26 protein-coding genes and 1 pseudogene are annotated in these 26,497 nt (G+C 71.8%); 12 read left to right on the top strand and 15 right to left on the bottom strand.

The window, feature by feature from the left end:
• Positions 1-19 precede the first annotated feature (19 nt).
• The gene (locus GVV04_RS10320) at positions 20-880 is read right to left on the bottom strand and encodes a hypothetical protein (RefSeq protein WP_161687031.1); all 861 of its coding nucleotides are present in this window, start codon (positions 878-880) and stop codon (positions 20-22) included.
• Positions 881-917: 37 nt separating this feature from the next.
• Positions 918-2,762 carry a phosphoenolpyruvate carboxykinase (GTP) gene (locus GVV04_RS10315; protein ID WP_161687029.1) on the bottom strand — a complete coding sequence of 615 codons (1,845 nt, stop codon included), beginning with the start codon at positions 2,760-2,762 and terminating at the stop codon, positions 918-920.
• A gap of 136 nt (positions 2,763-2,898) precedes the next feature.
• Here GVV04_RS10315 and GVV04_RS34350 point away from each other — a divergent pair.
• From GVV04_RS34350 to GVV04_RS10295, 4 genes and pseudogenes are all read left to right on the top strand, one after another.
• Positions 2,899-2,994, top strand: a pseudogene (locus GVV04_RS34350) (GtrA family protein); the annotation flags it as partial.
• 245 nt (positions 2,995-3,239) lie between these two features.
• Positions 3,240-3,797 (top strand): GtrA family protein, encoded by a 558-nt coding sequence (locus GVV04_RS34345; RefSeq protein ID WP_161688319.1) that lies wholly within the window; start codon positions 3,240-3,242, stop codon positions 3,795-3,797.
• A 63-nt stretch (positions 3,798-3,860) separates the two neighbouring features.
• A complete protein-coding gene (locus GVV04_RS10300; RefSeq protein WP_161687027.1) occupies positions 3,861-4,577 on the top strand; it encodes a GtrA family protein in 717 nt (238 codons plus the stop codon).
• An 8-nt stretch (positions 4,578-4,585) separates the two neighbouring features.
• On the top strand, positions 4,586-5,377 hold the full coding sequence (locus GVV04_RS10295) for a MaoC/PaaZ C-terminal domain-containing protein (RefSeq protein ID WP_201753281.1): 792 nt from the start codon (positions 4,586-4,588) through the stop codon (positions 5,375-5,377).
• 85 nt (positions 5,378-5,462) lie between these two features.
• Here GVV04_RS10295 and GVV04_RS10290 read toward each other — a convergent pair whose 3' ends face one another.
• Positions 5,463-6,035: a PH domain-containing protein gene (locus tag GVV04_RS10290; protein WP_161687026.1), complete on the bottom strand. Its 573-nt coding sequence runs from the start codon at positions 6,033-6,035 to the stop codon at positions 5,463-5,465.
• A 115-nt stretch (positions 6,036-6,150) separates the two neighbouring features.
• Entirely contained in the window at positions 6,151-7,026 is an 876-nt protein-coding gene (locus GVV04_RS10285; protein ID WP_161687024.1) for a biotin--[acetyl-CoA-carboxylase] ligase, read from the bottom strand.
• Between the two features lie 109 nt (positions 7,027-7,135).
• On the opposite strand from GVV04_RS10285, the gene GVV04_RS10280 reads away from it, so the two are divergent.
• The gene (locus GVV04_RS10280) at positions 7,136-8,719 is read left to right on the top strand and encodes an acyl-CoA carboxylase subunit beta (protein WP_161687022.1); all 1,584 of its coding nucleotides are present in this window, start codon (positions 7,136-7,138) and stop codon (positions 8,717-8,719) included.
• 63 nt (positions 8,720-8,782) lie between these two features.
• On the opposite strand, the gene GVV04_RS10275 is transcribed toward GVV04_RS10280, so the two are convergent.
• From GVV04_RS10275 to GVV04_RS10265, 3 genes are all read right to left on the bottom strand, one after another.
• A complete protein-coding gene (locus tag GVV04_RS10275) occupies positions 8,783-9,706 on the bottom strand; it encodes a hypothetical protein (protein ID WP_161687020.1) in 924 nt (307 codons plus the stop codon).
• Positions 9,699-10,199, bottom strand: coding sequence for a SigE family RNA polymerase sigma factor (locus GVV04_RS10270; protein ID WP_161687018.1), 501 nt, complete (start codon positions 10,197-10,199; stop codon positions 9,699-9,701). The genes GVV04_RS10275 and GVV04_RS10270 overlap by 8 nt, the downstream gene beginning before the upstream one ends.
• A 127-nt stretch (positions 10,200-10,326) precedes the next feature.
• The gene (locus GVV04_RS10265; protein ID WP_161687016.1) at positions 10,327-11,070 is read right to left on the bottom strand and encodes a M50 family metallopeptidase; all 744 of its coding nucleotides are present in this window, start codon (positions 11,068-11,070) and stop codon (positions 10,327-10,329) included.
• A gap of 173 nt (positions 11,071-11,243) precedes the next feature.
• On the opposite strand from GVV04_RS10265, the gene GVV04_RS10260 reads away from it, so the two are divergent.
• On the top strand, positions 11,244-11,996 hold the full coding sequence (locus GVV04_RS10260; RefSeq protein WP_161687014.1) for a GH25 family lysozyme: 753 nt from the start codon (positions 11,244-11,246) through the stop codon (positions 11,994-11,996).
• A gap of 102 nt (positions 11,997-12,098) precedes the next feature.
• Here the strand turns inward: GVV04_RS10260 and GVV04_RS10255 are convergent, their stop codons facing one another.
• Both GVV04_RS10255 and GVV04_RS10250 read right to left on the bottom strand, forming a co-directional pair.
• Positions 12,099-12,341, bottom strand: coding sequence for a hypothetical protein (locus GVV04_RS10255; protein ID WP_161687012.1), 243 nt, complete (start codon positions 12,339-12,341; stop codon positions 12,099-12,101).
• 113 nt (positions 12,342-12,454) lie between these two features.
• A complete protein-coding gene (locus GVV04_RS10250; protein WP_161687010.1) occupies positions 12,455-14,560 on the bottom strand; it encodes a serine/threonine-protein kinase in 2,106 nt (701 codons plus the stop codon).
• 92 nt (positions 14,561-14,652) lie between these two features.
• On the opposite strand from GVV04_RS10250, the gene GVV04_RS10245 reads away from it, so the two are divergent.
• Together GVV04_RS10245 and GVV04_RS10240 are read left to right on the top strand one after the other, a co-directional pair.
• Complete coding sequence (locus GVV04_RS10245; protein ID WP_161687008.1) at positions 14,653-14,865, top strand: acyl-CoA carboxylase subunit epsilon; 213 nt, start codon at positions 14,653-14,655, stop codon at positions 14,863-14,865.
• Positions 14,866-14,954: 89 nt separating this feature from the next.
• On the top strand, positions 14,955-15,416 hold the full coding sequence (locus tag GVV04_RS10240; RefSeq protein WP_161687006.1) for a hypothetical protein: 462 nt from the start codon (positions 14,955-14,957) through the stop codon (positions 15,414-15,416).
• Positions 15,417-15,708: 292 nt separating this feature from the next.
• Here GVV04_RS10240 and GVV04_RS34340 read toward each other — a convergent pair whose 3' ends face one another.
• Positions 15,709-15,867 (bottom strand): hypothetical protein, encoded by a 159-nt coding sequence (locus tag GVV04_RS34340; RefSeq protein WP_161687004.1) that lies wholly within the window; start codon positions 15,865-15,867, stop codon positions 15,709-15,711.
• A gap of 960 nt (positions 15,868-16,827) precedes the next feature.
• Between GVV04_RS34340 and GVV04_RS10230 the strand changes: the two genes are divergently transcribed.
• The 3 genes from GVV04_RS10230 (at position 16,828) to GVV04_RS10220 (ending at position 19,512) form a co-directional block, all read left to right on the top strand.
• A complete protein-coding gene (locus tag GVV04_RS10230) occupies positions 16,828-18,006 on the top strand; it encodes a S8 family serine peptidase (RefSeq protein ID WP_407938783.1) in 1,179 nt (392 codons plus the stop codon).
• Between the two features lie 189 nt (positions 18,007-18,195).
• Entirely contained in the window at positions 18,196-18,852 is a 657-nt protein-coding gene (locus GVV04_RS10225; RefSeq protein ID WP_161687002.1) for a Maf family protein, read from the top strand.
• Between the two features lie 9 nt (positions 18,853-18,861).
• Entirely contained in the window at positions 18,862-19,512 is a 651-nt protein-coding gene (locus GVV04_RS10220; protein WP_161687000.1) for an O-methyltransferase, read from the top strand.
• Between the two features lie 20 nt (positions 19,513-19,532).
• On the opposite strand, the gene GVV04_RS10215 is transcribed toward GVV04_RS10220, so the two are convergent.
• The 4 genes from GVV04_RS10215 to GVV04_RS10200 form a co-directional block, all read right to left on the bottom strand.
• Complete coding sequence (locus GVV04_RS10215) at positions 19,533-20,897, bottom strand: MFS transporter (RefSeq protein WP_161686998.1); 1,365 nt, start codon at positions 20,895-20,897, stop codon at positions 19,533-19,535.
• A gap of 117 nt (positions 20,898-21,014) precedes the next feature.
• The gene (locus tag GVV04_RS10210; RefSeq protein ID WP_161686996.1) at positions 21,015-21,770 is read right to left on the bottom strand and encodes an ABC transporter permease; all 756 of its coding nucleotides are present in this window, start codon (positions 21,768-21,770) and stop codon (positions 21,015-21,017) included.
• Positions 21,771-21,794: 24 nt separating this feature from the next.
• On the bottom strand, positions 21,795-22,754 hold the full coding sequence (locus tag GVV04_RS10205) for an ATP-binding cassette domain-containing protein (protein WP_161686994.1): 960 nt from the start codon (positions 22,752-22,754) through the stop codon (positions 21,795-21,797).
• Between the two features lie 122 nt (positions 22,755-22,876).
• The gene (locus GVV04_RS10200; protein ID WP_328822301.1) at positions 22,877-23,539 is read right to left on the bottom strand and encodes a PadR family transcriptional regulator; all 663 of its coding nucleotides are present in this window, start codon (positions 23,537-23,539) and stop codon (positions 22,877-22,879) included.
• Between the two features lie 131 nt (positions 23,540-23,670).
• Between GVV04_RS10200 and GVV04_RS10195 the strand changes: the two genes are divergently transcribed.
• A complete protein-coding gene (locus GVV04_RS10195) occupies positions 23,671-25,422 on the top strand; it encodes an acetyl/propionyl/methylcrotonyl-CoA carboxylase subunit alpha (protein WP_161686992.1) in 1,752 nt (583 codons plus the stop codon).
• 115 nt (positions 25,423-25,537) lie between these two features.
• Here GVV04_RS10195 and GVV04_RS10190 read toward each other — a convergent pair whose 3' ends face one another.
• Positions 25,538-26,428: a LysR family transcriptional regulator ArgP gene (locus GVV04_RS10190; RefSeq protein ID WP_161688311.1), complete on the bottom strand. Its 891-nt coding sequence runs from the start codon at positions 26,426-26,428 to the stop codon at positions 25,538-25,540.
• Between the last annotated feature and the right edge of the window lie 69 nt (positions 26,429-26,497).

Here is a 26,497-nt window from a genome sequence, read left to right as displayed (position 1 = left end):
CACGACCTGCTCGGTGCACTCAGCCCGGCACGCCCGGTCCCTCGACCCGGCCGGCACGCCACAACCCGTACAACGCCAGAGCGGCGGCGGCGAGCAACGGCCCGCCGTCGCGAACCAGTCCGTCGAGGCCGAGCAGCCACCAGCACAGCGGCAGGTCGACGGCGAGGGCGCCGAGGGTGATCGCCACCAGCAGCGACCGGGCCCAGCGCTTGCCGCGCATGAGGAAGGCGGTGCAGAGCAGCACGAGGTAGCTGACCCCGATGCCGGCGGCGAACCAGAACAGCACGGCGGGCACGGCGGCCAACCGGCCGTCCAGGATCGCGCCGGTGGCGACCAGGGCCGGGACCAGCATCAACGGGCTGTACGTGAACGCGGCGACCCGGCTGGTCAACAGCCAGCCGGTGACTGGCGGGCGCTTCGGGGCGACCTCCCGCCAGGAGATCGTCCCGCCGGAGACGACCAGGCCCTTGCGGTGCCGGACCAGGTGGCCGGCGACCGCGTCCGAGCGGTACAGCAGCCAGACCACGGCCACGCAGAGCGCGGCCAGCAGGGCGAAGCCGAGCAGCCCGGGCAGTGGCGGCACGCCCTGCCGGGGCACCACCAGGCGGCCCACCGCGAAGACCGTGGTGACGGCGAGGATCAGCCCGAACGGCCTGGCCACGGTGCGGCCCCGGCGGACGTGCCCGATCAGCACCAGGAAGCCCAGCGAGCGGAGCATCGCCCAGCCGGTGCGTACCGCGAGCCCGAACTCCTGCTCCGGGGCGTACCACCAGTTGAGCAGCTCGACCACGACGGTGGCCGCCGCCGTCACGGCGAGCAGGATGGTCAGCGCCCGGACGGCGGACGGCCGCCGGACCTGGGTCTCGGCGGCCGTCCTCATGGAATCAGATTGTGCCCCGTACGGGGGCGGATCACACCTACCGCGTCGGCTGCTCCGCGTCGAGCCGGGCGCGCAGCGCGTCCAGCTCGGCCCAGAGCACGCCGGGGAGCTTGTCCCCGAACTTCTCGAACCACTCGGTGATCAGCGGCAGCTCCGCGCGCCACTCCTCCGGGTCGACCTTCAGCGCGATCCGCACGTCCTCCGGGGTCATGTCGAGGCCCTCGATGTCCAGCGCGTCCTGCGCCGGGACCATGCCGATCGGGGTCTCCACCGCGGCGGCCCGGCCCTCCAGCCGCTCGACGACCCACTTGAGCACCCGCGAGTTCTCGCCGAAGCCCGGCCAGAGGAAGCTGCCCTCGGCGTCCTTGCGGAACCAGTTGACGTAGTAGACCTTCGGCAGCTTGGACTCGTCGCCGTCCGTGCCCTTGCCCATCTCGATCCAGTGCCGGAAGTAGTCCCCGGCGTTGTAGCCGATGAACGGCAGCATGGCCATCGGGTCGCGGCGCACCACACCCACCGCGCCGGACGCGGCGGCGGTGGTCTCCGAGGACAGCGTCGCGCCCAGGTAGACGCCGTGCACCCAGTCCCGGGCCTCGGTGACCAGTGGGATGGTGTCCCGGCGGCGGCCGCCGAACAGGATCGCGTCGATCGGCACGCCGTTGGGGTCGAAGTAGTCGTCGGACAGGATCGGGCACTGGGTGATCGGGGTGCAGAACCGGCTGTTCGCGTGCGAGGAGAGGCTGTCGCTCTGCGGCGTCCAGTCGTTGCCCTTCCAGTCGATGAGGTGCGCCGGCGGCTCGCCCATCCCCTCCCACCAGATGTCGCCGTCGTCGGTGAGGGCGACGTTGGTGAAGACGGAGTTGCCGCGGTCCAGCGTCCGCATGGCGTTGGCGTTGGTCTTCCAGTCGGTGCCGGGGGCGACGCCGAAGAGGCCGTACTCCGGGTTGACCGCGTAGAGCCGGCCGTCCTGGCCGAAGCGCATCCAGGCGATGTCGTCGCCGATGGTCTCGACCTTCCAGCCCGGGATGGTCGGCTCCAGCATGGCCAGGTTGGTCTTGCCGCACGCGGACGGGAACGCCCCGGCCACGTGGTAGACCCGTCCCTCGGGCGAGGTGATCTTCAGGATCAGCATGTGCTCGGCGAGCCAGCCCTCGTCGCGCCCCATCACGCTGGCGATGCGCAGCGAGTAGCACTTCTTGCCGAGCAGCGAGTTGCCGCCGTAGCCGGAGCCGAAGGACCAAATTTCCCGGGTCTCCGGGAACTGGGAGATGTACTTCGTCTCGTTGCACGGCCAGGCGACGTCCTGCTGGCCGGGGGCGAGCGGTGCGCCGATGGAGTGCAGCGCGTGGACGAAGTCCGCGTCGTCGCCCATCGCCTCCAGGACCTTCGCGCCCATCCGGGTCATGATGCGCATCGAGGCCACCACGTACGGGCTGTCGGTGATCTCGACGCCGAACATGGGGCTCTCGGCCTCGACCGGGCCCATGCAGAACGGGATGACGTACATGGTGCGCCCGCGCATGCAGCCGCGGTACAGCTCGGTCATCGTCCGCTTCATCTCGGCCGGCGCCATCCAGTTGTTGGTGGGGCCGGCGTCCGCCTCGTCCACGGAGCAGATGAAGGTGCGCTCCTCGACCCGGGCGACGTCCGACGGGTCGGTGCGGGCGTAGAACGAGTTGGGCTTCTTCTCCGGGTTGAGCCGGATCAGGGTGCCGTTGTCGACGAGCTCGTCGGTGAGGCGGCGCCACTCCTCGTCGGACCCGTCCACCCACACGACCCGGTCCGGGGTGGTCAGTTCCGCTACTTCTCGGACCCAGGTGAGCAGTTCGGGGTGGGACGTCGGGGCCTGATCGATACCCCGAACGGTAGCCGGAGCAACCATGACACATCTCCTTGTGGTCGACGCTGACCGATCTATGGGATGCACGAGTTGGGACGGCGCGAAGCGTCGCCTTCGTGGAAACCTGGGATTGGCCTCAGCGTAAACCGGGCGACGTCGCGAGTCAGTGGGACTGGTTGTGAAGAACTGCACAAGGTACGGCCACGCTGCGGCATCACGATCTGATACCCGCTTTCACGCGCAGTTTCACGCAAATCCTTCAGTGAACCTTCGCCGAGATCTCCGCTTGGCGGGCGGCTTCGGGTCGGTCCTGCTCCGGCACCGCGGCGGGTGCCCCGCATCCGTTCGGCAACCCCATCCACAATTGGCGCACCGCGGGTTACGGTGTGCTCACCGGCGCGCGTCGACCTCACGGCGGCGCCGGCCGGCCCGCGCCCCGCAGCGCGCCGGGCGGCCGGTCGACCGTTGGTGCCCGCCTCCGGAGGGCGGAACCGGTACGCTCGGCGGGTGGCCGCGACGATGACCGGGGACCAGTCGGGCCCCCCGCCGACCCGCCCGCGTGCGATACGCGCCCTGATCGACCGCTTCGGTCACCTGGTCCGCGAGCTCAGCAAGTTCGCGACCGTGGGCAGCGTCGCCTTCCTCGTCGACTTCGCCCTCTTCAACTACCTGGCCAACGCCCGGGGCATGGAGCAGGTGACCGCGAAGACGATCTCCACCGTGATCGCCGCGACGGTCGCCTTCGTCGGCAACCGGTTCTGGACGTGGCGGCACCGCCAACGTTCCAACCCGGCCCGCGAGTACGCCCTCTTCTTCTTCTTCAACGCGGTCGGCCTGGGCATCGCGGTGGCCTGCCTGGCGATCAGCCGGTACGGCCTCGGCGCCCTCTGGCCCGGCGTCTTCCAGACCGCCCTCGCCGACAACGTCGCCAGCTTCGTCGTCGGCACCGGCCTCGGCACCCTGTTCCGGTTCTGGTCGTACCGACGGTTCGTCTTCGTGGAAGGGGGAACCCAGACCGTCGAAGCGGGACCCCAGACCGTCACGGAGGCGGCCCACGACCGGGAACCCCAGGCGTGACCTGCCGTCCCTCTCGTCCGGCCGGGCCGAACCGGCCCCGCCCACTCGCCTAAGGTGTTGCGCATGCGTCTTGTCCGTCTGCTGCCCGAGCGCTGGCAGAAGTTCATCCACGAGGCGCTCAAATTCGGCATCGTCGGCGGCATCAACACCGTCATCAATTACGCGGTGTTCAACGCCCTGGCACTCACCGTTTTCCGGGACGGTCAGCTCAAGGCGACGGGCATCGCCACCGTGGTGGCGACGATCACGTCGTATCTAATGAATCGCCACTGGACGTACCGAGATCGCCCGAAATCGGCACTGCGTCGCGAATACGTCCTTTTCTTCCTGTTCAACGCGACCGGACTAATCATCGAACTCGGCGTCCTGGCGGCGGCCAAGTACGGCCTCGGCATGACCAGCCTGCTCGCCCTGAACGTGGCGAAGACCGGCGGCGTGCTGCTGGCCACCCTCTTCCGCTTCTGGTCGTACCGGACGTTCGTCTTCCAGCCCGCGCCGGTCGAGCCACAGGCGGACACCTGGCACACCATCCCCAGAGACGAGTGGGACACGATGGCCGAGATGGACCCGGTCGCCGAGCTGGCCGAGTCGGTCAGCGAGTTGGAGGAAGCCGAGCCCGGGCCCGCCCCGCGACGGCCGGCGGCCCGCTGCGACGGCGCCGCCCCCGCACAGGGGCGTCCCGCGCCGACCGACGCCGCGCTCGGGGCCTCGCTCGACGGTGAGCTGGCGGCGGAACTCGCCGACGAGCTGCACGCCGGCACCCGCCGGCGCCGGCGGTGAGCCGCGACATGACCGGCATCGCCACGCCGGGGACCGACCCGGACCACCCCGCCCCCGCCGCCACGCCACAGCACGGCCCCGACCGTCCCGGCCTCGCCACGCCACAGCCCGATCGTCCCGGCTTCGACGGGTCGGAAACGAGCCCTGCCGGTGTCGACCCCACCACCCGGGATCAGGCCGGACGGGTCGTCCCGGACCAGACCGGCACCATCGGCACCGGGCCGGTCCCGAGCCAGGGCCGACCGGCCGACCAGGAGACGCCGGCCACCATGCCGGGCGACAGCGCCGTCCCGCCGGCTCCGGTGGCTCCTCCGGTGCGCTCGGGCACGGGCGCACCGGCCGAGCTGTTCTTCGAGGACCTGACCCCCGGGCGCACCTTCGACCTGGGCATTGTGCGGGTGGACGGCGACGAGATGGTCGCCTTCGCCCGCCGGTTCGACCCGCAGTGGTACCACGTCGACCCCGAGCAGGCCGCCGCGAGCCACCACGGCGGGCTGATCGCCAGCGGCTTCTACACGGTCAGCCTCTTCATGCGCGCGTACGTCGATCACGTGCTGGCCCGGGCCGCGGCCGACGCCTCCCCCGGCCTGGAGGAGCTGCGCTGGCTGGCCCCCGTACGGGCCGGCGACCGCCTGGCGGTGCGCCTGGACGTGGCGGGCAGCCGCCCGTCCGCCGCCCGGCCGGGGCTCGGCACGGTCAGCCTCACCGGCACGATGTTCCGCCTCGGGCCGGACGACCAGCCGGACCGCGAGGTGCTCCGCACCCGCTTCCGCGGCTGGTTCACCCTCCGCCCCACCTGACCCACCCCAACCCCACCCCACGCCCCGGCGCGGGCTCACGCAGTGATCAAGAGGCTTGCGTGGCTGGGGTTGGGGGTGGGTGCGGTTAGAGGGTGGGGTCGCGGAGGGGTTTGCCCTCGCGCATGTCGGCGAGGATCTCGCGCATCTCGCCGTCGCCGAGGGAGTGCCGGTCGTGGTGTGCCTCGACCAGCTCGTACAGCTTGGTCTGCACCCGGTCCACCCCTGGGACGTCGGTCAGCATCGACTGGCCACGCTCGCCGGCCGACTCGATGGTGAGCGTGCCGCAGCCGAGCAGCCGCTCGACGAAACGCTGGCTCATCGCGTGGTCGTTGATCCGGGTGAGCGGGATGTCCCGCCGGTCCCGGGAGAGCACCCCCTGCTGGAGCAACACCCGCTCGTTGGTGAACAGGTAGTGCGTGCTGCGCCAGACCAGGAACGGCCAGAGCCCGAACCAGAGCACGAGCAGCAGGGCGAGCCCCGCGACCACGTACAGGGCGATGGTCGAGGCCTCGCCGTCCGGGAGCAGGATCCAGGCCGCCACCACGGCGGCGACGGCGAGGACCAGCACCAGCACCGGCCGCGCCACCGCCTTCCAGTGCGGATGCAGGTGCAGCACGACGTGCTCGTCCTCGGTGAGCACGTCTTCGGGAAACGCCACGGAAACCTCCTCGCAGAACGGACGCGCTGACCGTAACCGGTCGACGCCACCGGTTGGATCAGCCGGTGCGGTGGTTCCCACCGTGGCGGCTGCCGCCAGGTGCAGGACCTGGCGGCTAGCGCAGGTGCAGGACGTCGCCGGCCGCGAGGGCGCGCGGGCCGGCGGGGGTGTCGACGACGAGCTGGCCGTCGGGGTCGACGCCGGTGGCGGTGCCGGTGACCTCGTCGCCGCCGGGCAGCAGCACCCGCACCGGCCGACCGACGGTGCCGCAGGCCGCCAGGTAGGCGTCACGCAGGCCGCTGGCCAGCGCGTCCCCGCCGGCGGAGCGCCACCGGTCGTACCAGTCGGCGAGGGAGCGCAGCAGGGCGCGCAGCAGCGGGTCCCGGTCGGTGGCGGCGGCCCCGGCCAGTTTCAGCGAGGTGGCGGGCAGGCCGGTCGGGTTCTCCGGCAGCTCGGCGGCCCCCAGGGTGACGTTGAGGCCGATGCCGAGCACGACCGCCGTCGGCCGGTCCGGGGCCGGGCCGGGCACCGCCTCGGCCAGGATGCCGGCGCACTTCGCGTCGCCGACGAGCAGGTCGTTGGGCCATTTCAGGGCGGCGTCCAGCTCGGCCAGCCGGGTCACCGTCTCGACCAGTGCGACGCCGGCGAGCAGCGGCAGCCAGCCGTACCCCGAGGCCGGGGCCGGCGGCCAGCCGCGCTCCGCGACGGCCTCGCCGGGCCGCAGCAGCACGCTGGTCGCGAGGCCCGCGCGGGGCGGCGACTGCCAGGCCCGGCCGCGCCGGCCCCGGCCGGCGGTCTGCCGCTCGGCGACCACGACCAGCCCTTCCGGCTCCCCCGCCTGGGCAGCCTCGGCGACGTCGGCGTTGGTGGAGCCGGTCTCGGCACGCAGGTCGAGGTGCCGCCAGGGCCCGTGCGGGGCGACCAGCGCACGGCGCAGCCGGGCCACCGACAGCGGCGGGCGGTCCAGGTCGGTGTACGGGGAGCCGGGCATTCCGTCAGCCTACGGCCAGCCCCGGCGGCCGGCCTGGTCCCTTCGGCGGAGCCCGCACTGAGGCGTACTGCACACCGGCGTCGGCCTGAACCATCGTTATATTCCCTGGGTGACTACCGAGACCGGGATCAACATCCACAGCACCGCCGGCAAGCTGGCGGACCTGGAGCGACGGGTCGACGAGGCGGTGCACGCCGGGTCGGCGCGGGCGGTCGAGAAGCAGCACGCGCGGGGCAAGAAGACCGCCCGGGAGCGGATCGAGATGCTGCTCGACGAGGGCTCCTTCGTCGAGCTGGACGAGTTCGCCCGGCACCGGTCCACCAACTTCGGCCTGGAGCGGACCCGCCCGTACGGCGACGGGGTGATCACCGGCTACGGCACGGTCGACGGCCGGCAGGTCTGCGTCTTCTCCCAGGACTTCACGGTGTTCGGCGGCTCCCTCGGCGAGGTCTACGGCGAGAAGATCGTCAAGGTGATGGACCTGGCCATGAAGATCGGCTGTCCGGTGGTCGGCATCAACGACTCCGGCGGGGCCCGGATCCAGGAGGGTGTCGCCTCGCTCGGCCTCTACGGCGAGATCTTCTTCCGCAACGTGCGGGCCAGCGGCGTCATCCCGCAGATCTCCCTGATCATGGGGCCGTGCGCGGGCGGGGCGGTGTACTCCCCGGCGGTCACCGACTTCACCGTGATGGTCGACCAGACCTCGCACATGTTCATCACCGGCCCGGACGTGATCAAGACGGTCACCGGCGAGGACGTGGCGATGGAGGAGCTGGGTGGCGCGCGGACGCACAACTCGCGCAGCGGCAACGCGCACTACCTCGGCGCGGACGAGGAGGACGCGGTCGGGTACGTCAAGGCGCTGCTGTCGTACCTGCCGTCGAACAACCTGGACGAGCCGCCGGTGTTCGAGGCCCCGGCCGACCTGACGGTCACGGACTCCGACCGCGAGCTGGACACCCTGATCCCGGACTCGGCCAACCAGCCGTACGACATGCACCGGGTGATCGAGCACGTCCTCGACGACGGCGAGTTCCTGGAGGTCCAGCCGCTCTACGCGCAGAACCTGGTGGTCGGCTTCGGCCGGGTCGAGGGCCGCCCGGTCGGCGTGGTGGCCAACCAGCCGATGCACTTCGCCGGCACCCTCGACATCGCCGCGTCGGAGAAGGCCGCCCGGTTCGTGCGCACCTGCGACGCGTTCAACGTCCCGGTGCTGACCTTCGTGGACGTCCCCGGGTTCCTGCCCGGCACCGGCCAGGAGTGGGACGGCATCATCCGCCGGGGCGCCAAGCTGATCTACGCGTACGCCGAGGCCACCGTCCCGAAGGTCACCGTGATCACCCGCAAGGCGTACGGCGGGGCCTACGACGTGATGGGCTCCAAGCACCTCGGCGCGGACCTGAACTTCGCCTGGCCGACCGCGCAGATCGCGGTGATGGGCGCGCAGGGCGCGGTGAACATCCTGTACCGCTCGGAGCTGGCGAAGGCCGACGACCCGGCCGCCGTGCGGGCCGAGAAGATCGCCGAGTACGAGGACACCCTGGCTAACCCGTACATCGCCGCCGAGCGCGGGTACATCGACTCGGTGATCTCGCCGCACGAGACGCGCACCCAGATCGTCCGCGCGCTGCGGGTGCTGCGCACCAAGCGCGAGACGCTCCCGCCGAAGAAGCACGGCAACATTCCGCTGTAGGCGGGCGACGGGGCTCCTGTCGGGCGCACGCACCCCCGGCAGGAGCCCGGCCGACGCCGGCCCTCAGCAGGACGGGTTGGCGGCGACGCACAGCCGCCGGGCGGCGCGACGACCCAGTTCGAGCAGCTCCGCGTCGCCCGTGGCGCGGACGGCGTCCGGCCCGTCGACGCCGAGCCCGGACGCCGGCACGATCACGGTGACCAAATCCCCGACCCGGACGACCATCCGGGTCTCCGAGGGGAACCGCACGTCCAGGGACTTCCCCGTCGCCACGTCGACCGGCTGCGACAGGGCGTGCCGCAGCAGGACCGCCTCGTCGCCGGCGAAGTCACGCTCGACCGCCCGCCAGGTGTGCGCCACGGAGACCGTGACGGCGCCCAGGCCCCACTGCCTGGGTGCCACCTCGGTCCAGTCGGCACAGGCGGTCACGACGCGGTCCAGTTCGATGAAGAACCGGGCGGACGCCCCGGGGGCGAGTCGGTAGACGTCCTGGGTGAGGACCGGGGCACCCGACGACCATGCCTGATCGGGCATGTCCTTCTGAAGCAGGGTCTGCGAGCGGGAGTAGCGGGACACCGTCTGCTGCCCCGACAGTCCCCTGCCGTCGGCGCAGGTCTCCAGCAGCGGGTCCACCTGGACCGACTCCCTCAGCCCCGTGTCCCCCAGACGCACGTTGCTCGGCACGCCGACGTCAGTCAGCTCCAGCAGCGCCTCCTGCGGGATCTCGGCCTGCCTGGACGGCTCCGGCTCCGGCTCGGGCTGGAACATCCGCCAGTCGGCCCAGGACGTCAGCGGCGCGACCGCACCGTCCCGGCCGCCGACCGCCACGGCGGAGAACGAGGTGACGGCCAGCACGGCGGTCGCCGCCGCCACCGCCGTACGCCGGCTGCGGCGGCGGGCCCGGGCCCGGATCTCCGCCGGCTCGGGCCAGCGGACGTCCCGCAGGCCCTGGTGCATCCTCTCGGCGAACGTCAGGTCGTCACGCATCGGTGGCCTCCTCCAGGTCAGAGACGGCGAGCAGCCCGGCGAGCGCGGCCCGCCCCCGGGAGAGTCGGGCCTTCACCGTGCCGACCGGGGCTGCGGTCTCCCGCGCCACCTCGGCGACCGGCATACCGAGCAGGTAGTACAGGGCGAGGGCGACGCGCTGTTCCTCGGGGAGCCGGCGCAGCGCGGCCACCACCGCGACGGTGTCGGTGCTCGGCGCGGGCGTGGTGTCGTCGGCGCCGTGCCGCAGGTACGCCCGGGCCCGGCTGCGCAGGCTCCGCCAGCGGCTGACCGCGATCCGGGAGGCGACGACCCGGACCCACGCCTCCGGGTCGTCGTAGCCGCGCACCGTGGACCAGCGCTGCCAGGCCCGGATGTACGCCTCCTGCACCGCGTCCTGCGCCTCGGCGAGATTGCCCGTGAGCGCGAAGACGAAGCCGAGCAGCCGTTGCCGGCTGCCCCGGTAGAACTCGTCGAACCCGTCGACGTCCGGCACCTGCCACCTCCCCCGTGTCGGTCGCAGTGGACACGCGTGGGCCGGGTGGCGCGGTTGCCGGATCAGCCAGCCGGTTTGCCGGCCGCCCCGCCCGGCCGAGCCCTTCGGCGGTCGATCGGCTGGGCGGTCAGACGGTCAGGCCGGCGTCGGTGAGGATCGGGCCGGCCAGCAGCGCCGCGCCGACGACCAGGGCCAGCAGGTTGATCAGCGCGAACAGCGCCACCCAGAACAGCGGCGGGAACGGGGTGAGCCGGGCGAGCTGGTCGGCGTCGGACTCCGGCATCCGGCCCCGGGAGCGCATCCGCTGGAGTTCGACCACCGGCCGTACGCCGCCGAGGAGCAGGAACCAGACGCAGGTCCAGGCGAAGGCGGCCTGGACCTGCGGGGAGGCGTACCAGGACACGGCGAGCACCACTCCGCCGGTGACCAGCAGCGACAGCGCCCCGAAGACGTTGCGGACCATGACCAGCATGGCCAGCAGCAGCGCCACGGCCACCCAGAGCAGCAGGGTGATCCGGTTGCCACCCAGCAGCCAGGCGCCGGCGAGGCCGATCAGCGACGGGGCGACGTACCCGGCGAGCAGGGTGAGGATCATGCCGGGCCCGGTCGGCCGGCCCGCCGAGAGGGTCAGGCCGGAGGTGTCCGAGTGCAGCCGGATGCCGTGCAGCCGGCGGCCGGTGAGCAGGGCCGCGAGGGCGTGCCCGCCCTCGTGGGCGATGGTGACGGCGTTCCGGGCGATCCGCCAGGGCAGCCGGGTGGACACCACCACCAGCGCCACCACGGCGGTGACGAGGACAAGCAGCGGTGGCGGGTCGGGCTGCGCGGTGAACAGCCGGTCCCAGAGCGTGCCCAGCCCGTCGATCGACACCATGGGGCGCGAGCCTACCGGCCCCGGCCCCGGCCCGGCCAGGCTGCGCCGCCCCGGCCGCTGCCCCTACCGGGTAGCCAAGCCGTGGATGAAAATTTCTTTACTATCTCTTGCGATTCCAGGCAATCAGCTTCAAAGATGTCTATCTATAGATTGGTGCTCCTGAGGAGGAATCCATGATCCGTACCGGACTCATGCTGCGCCGACTGATCGCGGCGGGCATCACCGCCGTGGCGGCTGCGGCCACCGCCCTCGTCGCCACCGCAGGCCCGGCGGCGGCTGCCACCACCCCCGGGATCGACGTCTCGAACTACCAGGGGGCGATCAACTGGACCAGCGTGCGCAACTCCGGCATCCAGTTCGCCTTCATCAAGGCCACCGAGGGTACGAGCTACAAGGACCCCCAGTTCAACGCCAACTACGTCAACTCCTACAACGCCGGGGTGATTCGCGGGGCGTACCACTTCGCCCGGCCGAACATCTCCTCCGGCGCCGCCCAGGCCAACTACCTCGCCAGCAACGGCGGCGCCTGGTCGGCGGACAGCCGCACCCTGCCGGCCGCGCTCGACCTCGAGGGCAACCCCTACGCCGGCGGGTACTGCTACGGCCTCAGCACGACCGGGATGCGCAACTGGGTCCAGGACTTCCTGAACACGTACCGGGCCCGCACCAGCCGGTACGCGGTCATCTACACGACCACGAGCTGGTGGAACCAGTGCACCGGCAGCTGGACCGGCCCCTGGGCCAACCACCCGCTCTGGCTCGCCCGCTGGGCGAGCACGCCGGGCACCCTGCCGGCCGGTGCGCCGTTCTACAGCTTCTGGCAGTACACCGCCACCGGGGCCGTCTCCGGGATCAGCGGCAACGTCGACCGCAACTACTGGAACGGCGACCGCACCCGGCTGATCGCGCTCGCGAACAACGGCTGATCCTGGCACCCGAACAGGCAGTTGGCGGCAGCGGGATCGACTACGACCGTACGGTCGACAACTGGTCCGGCTGCCGCCAGCTCGTCACCTGAACGACCGGGGTCAGGCCCTCCGCCGTGACGCCACCGGCGTCGCGACCGGGCCGGAGATCCGCTCCTCGCGGGCCAACGCTCCGCGCCGGGTCATCCGCCAGGCGGCCACCCCGGCGACGGTGACGGTGACGACGCTGAACAGCGCGAACAGCACCGGCAGACCCGCGCTCACCAGCAGCAGCACCACGTCGCCGAGGGCGACGAGCATCCACAGTGCCAGTCGGGGCCGGGCATCCCTGATTCGGTGTCCCATTGTCGTACCTCCTTCCGTCGTGGAGGTCATGTACCCCGCGCGACGGAAGGTCATGCAAGTCAATCTCGCGCGGACGGGAATCCCGCCGCGACGCGGCCGTGTTCCGCCGCCGGTCAGTCCTGGCGGTCGGGCGTGAAGTTCTTCGCGATCAGCTCGAACTCGTCGAGGTTGGCCGCCCACTCGGAGGCGGCGACCTCCCAGCGGATGGCGTACCCGCGGTTCTTGGCCGTCACGAAGCCGCGGTTGCGGACGTGGATGCGGGTGCCGTCCCGGGTCTCCAGCCACTCCCAGTCCGCGCAGGTCTTCCAGAAGCCCGGGACGGTGCGGATGCCCAGCTTCTTGTAGTTGTTGACTCTCGACCCCCGGTCGCCCTCGATGTCCCGCCAGGCCGCGGCGGCGTCGCCCCCTGGCCTGTCGGTCCGGTCGATGGTCACCTCGCGGACCCCGTTCGGCTCCCGGAACTGCACCCACGTGCTGCCCGAACTGCGCCGCCAGCCCTTCGGCAGCGGCATGCTGAAGCCGGTCGGGTCCTTGTGCAGGGCCCAACCGGCGGGCAGCACCAGCCCGGTCGGGCTCGGCGTCGGCGAGGCGCTCGTCTGCGACGGCGTGGGCGCCGAGGTCACCGGCGCCGACGGGGCGACGGAGGCGGTGCTCGTGGCACCGGCCTGCTGGCCGCCGCCCTCCTCCGGATCGTCGTCGTTGCCGAGCAGCGGGACCGCCACCAGCAGCCCGATCAGCAGCACCGCGACCAGCGCGCCGATCAGCAGGTTGCGCCGGCGGTGGTCGGGCTTGGCGCCCGCGACGACGGCGGCCCGGCCCGACGAGACCGGCGAAGGGCTCACCGGGGTCGGCATCAGGGACGTGGCCCGCTCACTTGGCGGGGCGGGCGGCGAGACCGGCGCGTCGGCAGCCGGCTCGACGCGCGTGTCGTCGGCGGCACCACGCAGGGCGCCACCGCCCCGCGAAGTCGCCGGCTCGGACAGCTTCGCGGTCGGCTCGGACAGCGCGGCCGTCGGGTCGGCGGCCGTCCCCGCCCCGTCGGCGATCCTCGCCGTCGGGTCAGCGGTCGGCGGCTGGCCGAAGGCCGAACCCGGTTCGGTGACCTTCGCGGTCGGATCCGCGTCGGTGGGCGGCGTCGTCCGGTCCACCTTCGCGGTCGGATCGGCGTCCGCGCCGGCGGGGACCTTCGCGGTCGCGTCGCCGCTGCTCGCGCCGGCCGCCCCCGAACCGGTCGCAGCGGCAGCGGCGAACCCCGGGGTACGCGGCGTGGGCGGGGTGACCGTCCGTTCCGTGGCCTGCTCGGCCGGGCGCGGGGCCGGCACCACGGTCCGGCGCGGCTCGCGCGGGCCGTTCGGCCCCGGCCGGCGTACGCCGTCGAGCAGCGAGATGCCCTTCGCCCGGCGGCCGGCGGCCCGGCGCAGCAGCCGCTCCGCCGCCACCGCGTCGATCCGCTCGGCCGGGTCCTTGCGCAGCAGGCCGGTCAGCACCGACTTGAGCGGCCCGGCATTCTTCGGCGGCGGCATCTCCTCGGTGGCCAGCGCGGCGAGGGTGCCGATCGCCGACGGCCGGGCGAACGGCGACTTGCCCTCCACGGCCGCGTACAGGGTGGCCCCCAGCGACCACAGGTCGGCCTCCGGCCCGGCGGTGCCGTCCCTCGCCCGCTCCGGGGCGATGTACGCCGGGGAGCCGAGCACCATGCCCGTCCGCGTCACGTTCGGGTCGCCAGGGATGGTGGCCAGCCCGAAATCGGTCAGCACCACCCGGCCGTCGTCGCCGATCAGCACGTTGCCCGGCTTGACGTCCCGGTGCATGACGCCGGCCTTGTGCGCCGCATTCAGCGCGCCGAGCACCCCGAGGCCGACGTCGATCGCCTTGGCCAGCGACACCGGCCCGTCCTCGGCCAGAATGTCCTGAAGGGACTTCGACGGGACGTACTCCATGACGATCCACGGATCGCCGTCGGTACGCAGCACGTCGAAGATGCGGACCACGTTGACGTTATTGAGCCGCGCGATCGCGCGGGCCTCCCGCAGCGAGCGTTCCCGCATCTCGCGGCGCTCCTCCGCGGTGAGGCTGGGCGGCGGGACCAATTCCTTGATCGCCACATCCCGGTGCAGCACCTCGTCGCGTGCCTTCCACACCCGACCCATGCCACCCTGGCCGAGCGGCGAGATGAGCCGGTACCGGTCGGCGACGAGTTGGGGAAGCGGGTTCGACATCGCAGGAGACGGTACCCGGCAACGGCTCGCCGTACACCGCCGGCACGCCACAGTGCGGCGAAGGTCAAGTTCGCGACGCGTACGCTGAGCCCATGTCTGCCGAAGAGCCGCTGTTGCGGGTGACCCGGGGCGTGCCGACCGCCGAGGAACTGGCCGCCCTGGTCGGCGCCGTTGTCACCCGGACCCGCCCCGTCGCCGCAGCCGAACCGGTCGCCACTTCGGGCTGGGCCCGCAGCGGCAGGCCGGCCGCCGCGACGCCCGCCGCCGGCCCCGGCGCGTGGCGCGCCTCCGGCCTGCCCCGCTGACGCGAGGGGTGCGTACGGGACTGCCGGACGTCACTGGCACCCGTTAACCTCACTCAGGGACACGACGCCGTGACAGGTAGGGAGGGTCGATGATCCCTGAGGAGGACCGCCCCGCGCCCTGGATGAGCGACCTCGGCGGCATCGAGGCCGACATCCGCCAGCTGCGCGACTTCGCCGACCGGCTCCAGGCCGAGGTGGAGCGGAACTACACGCCCCACCTGTCGTACATCGCGGACGACATGAAGGCGAAGATCCCCAACCCCGCCGACGCCTTCGTGGAGCTGGTGCAGTTCCTCCAGGCCCACAACGAGACCCAGCAGGCCACGGCCACGATGGTCTGGTCCGTCGGCGGCGCCACCGGCCGCCTGGCCGCCGCGGCCGGCAGGATCGCCACGAAGTACGCCGACACCGACGCCTTCTCCGCCGCCCGCGTCTCCGACGTCGAGCGCGCCCTGGCCAACCCCGGCGCCGTCGTCCCGACCCGTCCCACACCGACCCTGCCCGATCCGACCGGCCCCGGCAGCGGGCCGAGGCCGGTGGTGTTGCCGTGATCGAGCGAGGCAGCGGCCGGACGTCCGGCCTCACCGAGTGGCGGCTGATGGACCTGCTCAGCATGTGGGCCTGCATTCAGGACCATGACCCCGCCGGGCACTGGAAGCAGGTCGCCGGCTGGCGCAAGGTCTGCGACCTCGCCCAGGCCCACCTGGGCCGCCTGAAGGAATACCGGCGCGGCCTGGCCGAGGCGTGGCCGCCGGCGACCAACGCCGCCGCCCGCGCGTACCTGGGCGAACTTGACGACCTCATCGGCAAGGTGCAGCGCACCCACGACACGGCCGCCGCGAACTACGACGCCCTCGCCGCAGCCACCCGCGCGATCAGCAGCGCCCGCGTCGAGCTGAAGCCGCTCCACGACGAGTACGTGACCAAACTCCAGCAGAAGCGGACGTACGAGGCGACGCTGGCGGACCCGAAGGCGGCGATGGGCAGCCGGGTACCGGACAAGCCGGTGACCGACGTCGACCTGGAACGACTCAACACCCAAGCCCGGAACCTGATGTACGGCCTCAGCGGCGAACTCCAACAGGCCCAGGTAATGCTCCGCCAGCCCCCGCCGCCGCCATCCCGACCTGGTCGGCAGCCCAATGACCCAGACGTCTACGGTAACACCACCATCCCAGTTATCCCGCCCGTCCTACCAGTTCCAATCACAGCACCTACTACGGATTCGTCAAGCTCTTTTGTAAAGGGACCACGGACGGCGTTGCCGGTCAGTCGCGCCCCGGCAAAAGGGCCCATTCTAGGAACGGGGCCTATTCTTGGCGGAACCGGAGCAGGCCTCACAACTCCGCCAGCCAGCCCGCCTAGTTCCGGAAATCAAACCATTAAAAACTCCCCGCCAGTCGGGCCGGGTATAAGCTTGCCGCAAAGCACCCCGAACGCATCAGGAATACCAGGCCGAGGCAATCCTGTCGGGCAGACAGGAAACCAGAGCGGCTCAATTGATAAGTGGGGCAGCAACAACCCAAGCGGGTTAAATCCGACACCCCCGCCCCGCCCCCTTCCACCTGGCGGCTTGATTGGTGGCCTTCCTGGAATGGGCGTGAGTCAGCCCGCCACTACCCATCCATCGCGACGAATCAACCCGATTGGGGGGGTAATCGGAGGAGGAGGGGCTGGAACTTCACCAACGGGCGGGGCAGGCTCCCGCCCAGGTGCCGGTCGCGGACCTCACCTTGGCGCAACTCATGCTGCACCTCCATTCGGCAGCTCTTTCGGAGCAAGTGGCACCCCAAGCTGGAATGGCCCACTCGGACGATCCTCACCCCACGCACAGAGTGATGCCAGCCCACAGCGCTGGGACCCTGACCATCCTTGGGCTACCAATGAGGGAGTCCCGCCAGTCGTTCGCCCGCCGACGGAGGACGGAACAATCGATCCCGGACCGGCCATTGGCTTCGACAGGTGAGAAGTAACACCCGGTGGCGCCTTGCCGCTCCACTACTAGCCCTAGCGGTAAATGTACTGACGATCAACCCTTGCAGGACAACGCTCGGTCGCGAGACAGACGGCAGCGCTCACATTCGCGCAGACCAATGGCACCTAAACTTCCTTAGAGCACCGGAAGCTCAAAGACTTTCTCAAGGAGAAGGGGTTGTGGTAGCGGTGCCAGACACTGGCGTCGACCCGCACCCAGACCTCCAGAAAAACCTACTCAGCGGCATCGATGTCGTCGCGGGAGGAACTGGCGACGGCCATCGCGATCAGAATAGCCATGGAACCAGCATGGCTGGGCTGATTGCAGCACACGGACAAAACGCAAATGGCGGCGCCCTGGGCATTGCACCCAGGGCGAAGATCATGCCGATTATATCCTCCTCCTCATACAACTTGGGAGAGGCGGACGATCTTGCTGCAGGTATCGAGTACGCGACTTCACACGGCGCAAAGGTCATCAGCATTTCCAGCGGGGGCGGGTCGAACACTCGCCTAATTCAAGCGGTCAGAGGGGCGCTCGCAGCGGACATTGTAGTAGTGGCAGCCGCCGGCAACGCCCCAGAAGACTCAGGGATTCAGTATCCCGCCACCGAAGAGGGAGTGATTTCGGTTGGCGGCATCGACCAGCAGGGCAATCACGCTTCAGTCTCGGTTACCGGCACAGGACTCGACGTCGTAGCACCGGCTGTCGACATCTACAGCACCAGCTACGGCGGCAAGTACTCAAAGGGCACAGGGACCTCCAGCGCGACTGCGATTGTCGCGGGTGCTGCCGCCCTGATCCGCTCCAAGTACCCTGATCTCCCCGCCACCGAGGTCGTCCACCGTCTGACCGCCACCGCCGTCGACAAGGGCCCGCCTGGCCGGGACGACGAGTACGGCTACGGCGTCATCGACCTGGTCGCGGCGCTGACGGCGGACGTACCTCCGCTGGGTTTCGAGTCAGCGACGGCGGATGCCCCGGACCGGTCCGGGCCGGGCACGACGGCGGTCGCTGAGCCGGCCGGCAACGACGGGGGCGAAGGCGGGGCGACGGCCCGAGGACTGGCCACGTTGGGTGTGATCGTGGCCGCCGGGGGTGCTTGGGCGCTGGTCGCCCGACGGCGGCGACGTGGCGACGACCCGCCGCCACGGATCAGCCGGTGAGGGGTCGGCATCGGATCGGCCGCCCGGCGCTTCTGCTCAACTCCGCGTCGGTGAAGTGGCGGAATTCGGGGCACTGGGACACCCGGCGTCACTGAGACGGAGTCGATCAGAGGCGGGATCGGGGGCGAAAGAACCAAGGGCCACGTGCCGCGACGCGTGGAGGCGGGGGTAGCCGGTAGCGTCGGCTTCGTGCCGAACTCGATGCCACTCCGTCTCGTGCTCGCCTCGGCGAGCCCCGCCCGCCGCAAGCTGCTCCACGCCGCCGGGATCGAACCCGACGTGCTGGTGAGCGGGGTCGACGAGTCCCAGGTGGTCAGCGAGAGCGCCGAGGAGTTGTGCTTGGAGCTGGCCCGGCTCAAGGCGCAGGCGGTCGTCGGCCGGATGCGGCCGTCCCCGGACGAGCGGACCCTGGTCCTGGGCTGCGACTCGTTGCTCGCCTTCGACGGCGAGATCCTTGGGAAGCCGGTCGACGCGGCGGACGCCGTCGGGCGCTGGGAGCGGATGCGGGGGCGCAGCGGGGTGCTGCACACCGGGCACTGCCTGATCGACGTGGTCCACGAGTCGCGCGCCGAGGCGGTCGCCTCGACGACCGTCCGGTTCGCCGACATCAGCGACGACGAGATCGCCGCGTACGTCGCTACGGACGAGCCGCTCGCCGTGGCCGGGGCGTTCACCATCGACGGCCTGGGCGGGGCCTTCCTCGACGGGATCGACGGCGATCCGGGGACGGTGATCGGGCTCTCCCTGCCTCTGCTGCGCAGGCTCCTCGCCGAGCTGGACCTACAGATCACCGACTTGTGGACGAAGATCGCGCCCGGCGGCCAGTCGGTCGAGCCGCTCGGCTAGCTTCCAGGCATGAGCAAATCGCTGCCGCTGACCCCGGACCTGCACGCGTACGTCGTGGCCCACGGCTCGGCCCCGGACGAGGTGATGGCCGACCTGGTCGAGGAGACCCTCGCCGCGCTGCCGGCCCAGGCGGGCATGCGGGTGGCGCCGGAGCAGGCGGCGTTCCTGACCTTCCTCACCCGGCTGCTCGGAGCGCGGCAGGCGGTGGAGGTGGGCACCTTCACCGGGCTGTCGTCCCTGGCGATCGCCCGCGGCCTGCCCGAGGACGGGCGGCTGACCTGCTTCGACATCTCCGAGGAGTACACGGGCATCGCCCGGCGGTACTGGGCGCGGGCCGGGGTGGCCGACCGGATCGAGCTGCGCATCGGGCCGGCCGGGGAGACGCTGCGCGAGCTGCCGCACGACCGGTACCTGGACTTCGCGTTCATCGACGCGGACAAGACCGGGTATCCGGTCTACTGGGCGGAGCTGGTGCCACGGATGCGTCCGGGTGGCATCGTCGCGGTCGACAACACGCTGCGCGGCGGCCGGGTGCTCGCCCCGCAGAACGCCGACGACCGGGCGATCGCCGCGTTCAACGACGAGGTCATGGCCGACGTCCGGGTGGAGACGGTGCTGCTGCCGATCGCCGACGGGCTGACGCTCGCCCGGGTGCGCTGACCGCCTCCGGGCCTCCCTGATCAGATCGATGTGTGGGATGTCGCGGGCTGGGCCGGGCGGGAGGCGCCGGCATGCCGTACGCCATGTCGATCTTGGTCGTGCGGACGCAGCGCGCGGCCCAGCCGCAGGGTGAGCAGCGCGGCCGTCGCGATGAACCCGGGCAGCAGCAGGAAGGCCGGGTGCGGGCCGACGCCGTCGGCCACCCAGCCGAGCGCCACCGGCGCGATCCCGAAGCCCACCCCCATCGAGTACGACGACCAGCCGGCCGCCTTGTCGGCGGCCGGCCCGGCGACGGCCAGGGCGATCGAGATGGCCAGGGGGTAGTGCAGCGCGTTGCCGAGGCCGAGCACGACGAGCCCGGTCACCGCCAGCCAGCCGACCGGGGCGACCCAGAAGACGGCGAACCCGGTCAGCGAGACGGCCAGCGCGACCAGCAGCAGCGGCACGGGCCGGTAGCGCAGCGCGGCCCGGCCGCCGGCCAGCCGGCCGAGGAACATCCCGCAGACGATCGCGGCGACCGCCGCCGAGGCCGCCCCGGCACCCAGCCCCGCGTGCGAGCGGAGCACGTCGGCGGTCCAGAGCGACAGGCAGACCTCGATCGAGCCGGTCACCGCCATCAGGAACCAGGCGATCCAGTACGGCCGGGGCAGCCGACCGCCCCCCGTGCGCCCGTGCTCCGGCAACACGGCGGGGACCGGCGGAACCTGCGACACGGCGGGGACCGGCGGAACCGACGATGTGGCGGGGACCGGCGGAACCGACGATGTGGCGGGGACCGACGGAGCCGACGATGTGGCGGGGACCGACAGGGCCGGCGATGCGGCGGGTGGGCGTACCCGGAAGGTCAGGGCGGCGAGGGCGAGCAGCGCGATCAGGCCGACCTCGACGGCCATCACCGGCCGCCAGCCGAGCCCCGCGTCGACGGTCGCGCCGATGAGCAGCGGCGCCAGGATGCCCATGCCGGCACAGGCGGCGTTGGCCTCGGTGAGGGCGGCCGACGCGGTGGAACCGTGGTGAGCGGTGAGTATGACGTTGACCCCGCTGATCATCAGCATCCCGAAGGTGGCGATCACCACGACGGCGGCGAGGGTCGCGGGCAGGGGCCGGATGGTGCCGAACGCGGTGACACCGACGGCCACCCCGGCGAGGCCGAGCCAGGCCGTCCGGCCCCGGCCGATCCGGCGGGCGACCGGTGCGAACAGCGCCCCGCCCAGGAGCGCGCCGACGGCGATGGCGGTGCTGTGCAGGCCGGCGACGGCGGCGCTGGTGCCCTGCTCGTCGCGCAGCAGCGGGACGACAGGGCCGAAGCCGTAGAGGAAGAAGCCCCACAGCGCCAGTTGGGAGTAGGCCAGCCAGGTGGTTCGGTCACGGGTGAGGCGGGGCACTGCCCTTACGCTACGCGCGCCGGACCCGTGCCCCGCCCTCGGTGAGAGGTAGCTCTCGGTAAGGGTTGGCGTCCCCCTGCCCTGCATCCAGCGGGCGACGGGAGAGCACCCTTCGGCTCACCGCACGCTGCGGGCGAACTGGCGGGCGGCCCAGCCGACGCCGGCGGCGGCCAGCACCGCGATGATGGCCAGCCCCTGCCAGACCTTGTCGTTGCCGAGGTCCCCGGCGAACAGCGCCCGGGTGCCGTCGACCGCCCAGGAGAACGGGTTCCACACGGCGACGCCCTGGAGCCAGCCGGGGGCGAAGGTGAGCGGCAGCAGGATGCCGGAGAGCAGCAGCACCGGCTGCGCGACGGTGTTCATCAGCGGGGCGAGCGCGTCCTCGCTCTTGACCTTGAGCGCGACGCCGTACGAGACGGCCGAGGTCATCAGTGCGATCAGGGCGAGCATCAGGTACGCCAGCAGCAGGTCGCCGATGAACACCCGCAGGTCGAACAGCAGCGCGAGCAGGGTGATGATGACGGCCTGGACCAGCAGCGACACCACGTCACGCATCGAGCGGCCGAGCAGCAGGGCGAGCCGGCTCACGGGGGTGACGCGGGACCGCTCGATGATCCCGGCGCGCAGCTCGGCGATCAGGCCGAAGCCCTGGAACAGGCCGCCGAAGATGGCCAGCAGCACGAGCACGCCGGGCACGAAGACCTTGTACGCCTCCGCCTGGGTCGGCGCGTTCAGGGCCGGCTTGAGCAGCGGCGCGAAGAGGAGCAGGTACATCACCGGCTGGAAGACGCCGACGACGACCCAGACCGGGTTGCGCAGCAGCAGTTGTGTCTGGCGCTGGAAGATCAGCCACGTTTCGCGGGCGAGTTTCACGGGGGTTCTCCTGTCGGGGGCGGATCAGGACTCGCGCAGCGAGCGGCCGGTCTTGGTGAGGAACACGTCGTCGAGGCTGGGCCGGTGCAGCTCGATGGAGCTCAGCGCGAGGCCGGCGTGGTCGATGCGGCGCAGGATCTGCGGGATGGCGGTCGCCCCCTCGTCGACGTGCAGGCGCAGGCCACCGCCGTCGACGGTCTCCAGCTTGTTGACGTACGGCTCGGAGTCGAGCAGCTGGGCGGCGTCCGGGGTGGCGGCGGCGTCCAGCCCGACGACGACCACCTCACCGGAGATCTCGCGCTTCAGCTCGGCCGGGGTTCCCTCGGCGACCACCTCGCCATGGTCCATGATCGCGATCCGGTCGCAGAGCGCGTCGGCCTCGTCCAGGTAGTGCGTGGTGATGAAGACGGTCATCCCCTCGCTGCGCAGCCGGCGGATCTCGTCCCACATGTGGGCCCGGCTCTGTGGGTCGAGGCCACTGGTCGGCTCGTCCAGGAAGACGATCCGTGGCTCGTGGATGATGCCGAGGGCGATGTCGACCCGCCGGCGCTGGCCGCCCGAGTAGGTCTTGCACTTGCGGTCGGCGTACTCGGTGAGCTGGAAGGCGGCCAGGGCGCGCTCCGCCCGGCGGTGGGCGTCGGCCTTGCGGATGCCGTACATCCGGGCGTGCAGGACGAGCTCCTCGCGGGCGGTGGATTCGTCCCAGGTGCTGCCGCCCTGGGCGACGTAGCCGATCCGGCGGCGCACCTCGGCGGGCTGGCGGAGCAGGTCGGCGCCGGCGATCGTGGCCGCGCCTCCGTCGGGTTCGATGAGGGTGGCCAGCATCCGCAGCGTGGTGGTCTTGCCGGCCCCGTTGGGCCCGAGGAAGCCGAAGATCTCCCCCTCGGCGACGTTCAGGTCGACCCCGCGGACGGCGTCCACGGTCTTCTTGTCCCGACCGGCACGGGAGCGGAACGACTTCCGCAACCCTCTGGTCTCGATCATCTTCGCTCCTGGTCGTCCGTGGCCGGACGGAGCCGGCCGTTCCCCAGGGGTGGCACGGGGGCGTCACCCCGGACGTCCCGCCGAGACTAACGCGATATAGCTTCACTAGTCAACTTTGTTTATTACGCGTTCCCGTCCGCGTCCGGGGCGGACCCGGGTTCCGACCCCGGCGTCGGGGCGGCGGCCGGGGCCGGCTCCACCACGGTCCAGCCGTCGCGGCCGACCAGGCCCTCCGGCAGGTACGGCACGCCGGCCTCGATCCGGTCGGCCACCCGGTCGCACCAGTCCGCCTCCGCCTCCCCCCGGGCGATCCACAACTCGTACGTCCAGGCGACCCCGACCGGCTTGGAATCCCGGATCCAGGACGACTCCATCGAGGCGCGCATGCTCTCCACGCCGGCCCGGATCACCTTGCCCCGGCTACGCAGCGCGGCCACCGCCTCCGGGCGGGGCAGCGCCGGCAGGAACGCGAACGCGGCCATGAACGGATCGGCGGGCTGCTGGTTGCCCCACCACAGGTCGCGCAGCAGGGTCTCGAACTCGTCGAGCCCGCTCGGGGTGATCTCGTACGTCGTCCGGGCCGGCCGGGCCCCGACCTGCTCGGTCGCCACCTCGCGGAGCAGCCCGTCCTGGGCCAGCTTGCGCAGCGCGTGGTAGATCGAGCCGGGCTGCACGTTGGCCCACTTGTCGGCGCCCCAACTGAGCAGCTCACGACGGACGTCGTAGCCGTGCACCGGCTGCATCCACTTGACCAGCCCGAGAATCATCATGCGCGTGGCAGACACCGGAAGAGCGTATTAGACAAGTTTGACTATCGACGTTCGGGCAGTGCCATATGCCACACTGAGCGATCGTTAGGGCGACGGCAGTGGCCGATAAACTCCCGGTCAGTAACCTCCGGGGAGGAGCCACCAAGGTGCGCAAGGTACTCATCGCCAACCGCGGCGAGATCGCCGTCCGCGTCATCCGCGCCTGCCGTGACGCCGGCCTCGGCAGCGTCGCCGTCTACGCGGACTCCGACCGGGACGCCCTGCACGCCACCCTGGCCGACGAGGCGTACGCCCTGGGCGGCGACACCGCCGCCGAGACGTACCTGCGGATCGACAAGCTGATCGACGTCGCCGCGCGGGCCGGCGCGGACGCGGTGCACCCCGGGTACGGCTTCCTCGCCGAGAACGCCGACTTCGCCCAGGCCGTCCTCGACGCGGGGCTCACCTGGATCGGGCCGGCCCCGCAGGCGATCCGCGACCTCGGCGACAAGGTCACCGCCCGGCACATCGCCCAGCGGGCCGGCGCTCCCCTGGTCCCCGGCACCCCCGACCCGGTCGGCGGCCCGGACGAGGTCATCGCCTTCGCCGTCGACCACGGGCTGCCGGTGGCCATCAAGGCCGCCTTCGGCGGCGGCGGGCGCGGCCTGAAGGTGGCGCGCACGATGGAGGAGATTCCGCAGCTGTTCGAGTCGGCCACCCGGGAGGCGGTCGCCGCGTTCGGGCGGGGCGAGTGCTTCGTCGAGCGGTACCTGGACAAGCCCCGGCACGTCGAGGCGCAGGTCCTCGCCGACCAGCACGGCAACGTGGTCGTCGTGGGCACCCGGGACTGCTCGCTGCAGCGCCGGCACCAGAAGCTGGTCGAGGAGGCCCCCGCGCCGTTCCTCACCGACGCCCAGCGCGCCCAGATCCACGACAGCGCCAAGGCGATCTGCCGGGAGGCCGGCTACCAGGGCGCCGGCACCGTGGAATACCTGGTCGGCGCGGACGGCACCATCTCCTTCCTGGAGGTAAACACCCGGCTCCAGGTCGAGCACCCGGTCTCCGAGGAGACCGCCGGCGTCGACCTGGTCCGCGAGCAGTTCCGGATCGCCGACGGCGAGAAGCTGCGGCTGACCGAGGACCCGACCCCGCGCGGGCACTCCATCGAGTTCCGGATCAACGGCGAGGACCCGGGCCGCAACTTCCTGCCCGCCCCCGGCACGGTCACCGCGCTGCGGCTGCCGACCGGCCCGGGCGTCCGGGTGGACACCGGCATCTCGGCCGGCGACGTGATCGGCGGCAACTTCGACTCACTACTGGCCAAGGTGATCATCACCGGTGAGACCCGCACCGAGGCCCTGGAGCGGGCCCGGCGGGCGCTGGACGAGATGGTCGTCGAGGGAATGGCCACCGCCCTGCCGTTCCACCGGCTCGTGGTACGCGACGCGGCGTTCACCGCCGAGCCGTTCACCGTGCACACCCGGTGGATCGAGACGGAGTTCGACAACACCGTCCCGCCGTTCACCGCCGCCGCCGGCCCCGCCGAGGGCCCGGCCGAGCGGGAGACCGTCGTGGTCGAGGTGGGCGGCAAGCGGCTGGAGGTCAGCCTCCCCGCCGGCCTCAACGGGGGTACGACCGCAGCCGCGCCCGCCGCGCGCAGGCCGGCCCGCCGGGGCGGCGGGGCCAAGGCCGGCGTCGCGGTCAGCGGCGACGCGCTCACGTCCCCGATGCAGGGCACCATCGTCAAGATCGCGGTCGTCGACGGCGACACCGTCGCCGAGGGTGACCTGGTCGTGGTGCTGGAGGCGATGAAGATGGAGCAGCCGCTGCACGCCCACAAGGCGGGCACGGTCAGCGGCCTCGCGGCCGAGGTCGGCGCCGTCATCACCGCTGGCGCGGCAATCTGCACCATCGCCTGACCCACACCCCGGGCGGGGGCGGCCCCAGCGCGGCACAGGCCGACCCCACCCCGGCGCGGCGCAGGCGGGGCGACGTCAGCGGCTCGGCGCCCGCCACCGCCCGGACACGGCGACGTCAGCGCAGTTCGGCGCTTGCCACCGCCCGGACGGCGACGGTCAGCGCGTCCAGGGTGGCCGAGGCGACCCGCCAGTGCTGCCAGTACAACGGGCGGTCCAGGTGACGCCCGGCGCCGAGGTCGACGCAGTGCCCGGCGGCGATGTCGGCGCGGGCGAACCGCTCCGGGACCAGGCCCCAGCCCAGCCCGAGCCGAACCGCCTCGTTGAAGCCGTCGAAGGACGGGACGTAGTGGATCGGCGGGTCGATCCGGCGGCGGGTCACCGTACGGGCGAACCTGTGTTGAAGCTGGTCCTTGCGGTCGAACGCCATCATCGGCGCCGACGCGAGGGCTGCCTCGGTGAGCCCGTCGGGGAAGTGACGGGCGGCGAACCCGGCCCGGGCCAGCGCGACGTACCGCATCGCGCCCAGCCGCTCCACCCGGCAGCCCTGGACGGCCTCCCGCTGCGCGGTCACCGCCGCCATCGCCGTACCGTCGCGGATCAGCTCCGCCGTGTGCTCCTCGTCGTCCCGGCGGACGTCGAACAGCAGCGCCAGTTCGGTGGGCAGCAGCGCCAGCGCGCCGACGAACCAGGTGCCGAGCGAGTCCTCGTTCGCGACGACCGTCACCCGGGTGGGGGCGGGCCCGCCGACCGTCGGCGGCCGGGCGGCGTGCAGCGCCTCCCGCTCCAGCAGGGCCACCTGCCCGGCCAGCCGCAGCAGCGGACGGCCCGCGTCGGTGGGCCGGCACGGCTTCGAGCGACGGATGAGCACCTGCCCGACGGCCTGTTCCAGCGCCTTGATCCGCTGGCTGACGGCCGAGGGGGTGACGTGCAGGGACCGCGCCGCCGCCTCGAAGCTGCCCTCGCGGACCACCGCGACGAACGTCCGGAGCTGCGTCGAGTCCAGCATGATGAAGCTGAGCTTATCCACCATGAGAATCCTTAGCTGGGCTGCATCGCGGGTGGCTCGTAGCGTCTG

Source organism: Micromonospora rubida (genome assembly GCF_009908295.1).
Taxonomy (GTDB): domain Bacteria; phylum Actinomycetota; class Actinomycetes; order Mycobacteriales; family Micromonosporaceae; genus Micromonospora; species Micromonospora rubida.
Note: the sequence above shows the minus strand (reverse complement) of the source record. Positions and strands in the feature narration are given on the sequence as shown.

What these genes read in the sequence shown, in the direction of transcription:
- GVV04_RS10320 (WP_161687031.1), bottom strand. Translation starts at nt 880, where the DNA reads ATGAGGACGGCCGCCGAGACCCAGGTCCGGCGGCCGTCCGCCGTCCGG.
- GVV04_RS10315 (WP_161687029.1), bottom strand. Translation starts at nt 2,762, where the DNA reads ATGGTTGCTCCGGCTACCGTTCGGGGTATCGATCAGGCCCCGACGTCC.
- GVV04_RS34345 (WP_161688319.1), top strand. Translation starts at nt 3,240, where the DNA reads ATGACCGGGGACCAGTCGGGCCCCCCGCCGACCCGCCCGCGTGCGATA.
- GVV04_RS10300 (WP_161687027.1), top strand. Translation starts at nt 3,861, where the DNA reads ATGCGTCTTGTCCGTCTGCTGCCCGAGCGCTGGCAGAAGTTCATCCAC.
- GVV04_RS10295 (WP_201753281.1), top strand. Translation starts at nt 4,586, where the DNA reads ATGACCGGCATCGCCACGCCGGGGACCGACCCGGACCACCCCGCCCCC.
- GVV04_RS10285 (WP_161687024.1), bottom strand. Translation starts at nt 7,026, where the DNA reads ATGCCCGGCTCCCCGTACACCGACCTGGACCGCCCGCCGCTGTCGGTG.
- GVV04_RS10275 (WP_161687020.1), bottom strand. Translation starts at nt 9,706, where the DNA reads ATGCGTGACGACCTGACGTTCGCCGAGAGGATGCACCAGGGCCTGCGG.
- GVV04_RS10265 (WP_161687016.1), bottom strand. Translation starts at nt 11,070, where the DNA reads ATGGTGTCGATCGACGGGCTGGGCACGCTCTGGGACCGGCTGTTCACC.
- GVV04_RS10260 (WP_161687014.1), top strand. Translation starts at nt 11,244, where the DNA reads ATGATCCGTACCGGACTCATGCTGCGCCGACTGATCGCGGCGGGCATC.
- GVV04_RS10255 (WP_161687012.1), bottom strand. Translation starts at nt 12,341, where the DNA reads ATGGGACACCGAATCAGGGATGCCCGGCCCCGACTGGCACTGTGGATG.
- GVV04_RS10250 (WP_161687010.1), bottom strand. Translation starts at nt 14,560, where the DNA reads ATGTCGAACCCGCTTCCCCAACTCGTCGCCGACCGGTACCGGCTCATC.
- GVV04_RS10245 (WP_161687008.1), top strand. Translation starts at nt 14,653, where the DNA reads ATGTCTGCCGAAGAGCCGCTGTTGCGGGTGACCCGGGGCGTGCCGACC.
- GVV04_RS10240 (WP_161687006.1), top strand. Translation starts at nt 14,955, where the DNA reads ATGATCCCTGAGGAGGACCGCCCCGCGCCCTGGATGAGCGACCTCGGC.
- GVV04_RS10220 (WP_161687000.1), top strand. Translation starts at nt 18,862, where the DNA reads ATGAGCAAATCGCTGCCGCTGACCCCGGACCTGCACGCGTACGTCGTG.
- GVV04_RS10205 (WP_161686994.1), bottom strand. Translation starts at nt 22,754, where the DNA reads ATGATCGAGACCAGAGGGTTGCGGAAGTCGTTCCGCTCCCGTGCCGGT.
- GVV04_RS10190 (WP_161688311.1), bottom strand. Translation starts at nt 26,428, where the DNA reads ATGCTGGACTCGACGCAGCTCCGGACGTTCGTCGCGGTGGTCCGCGAG.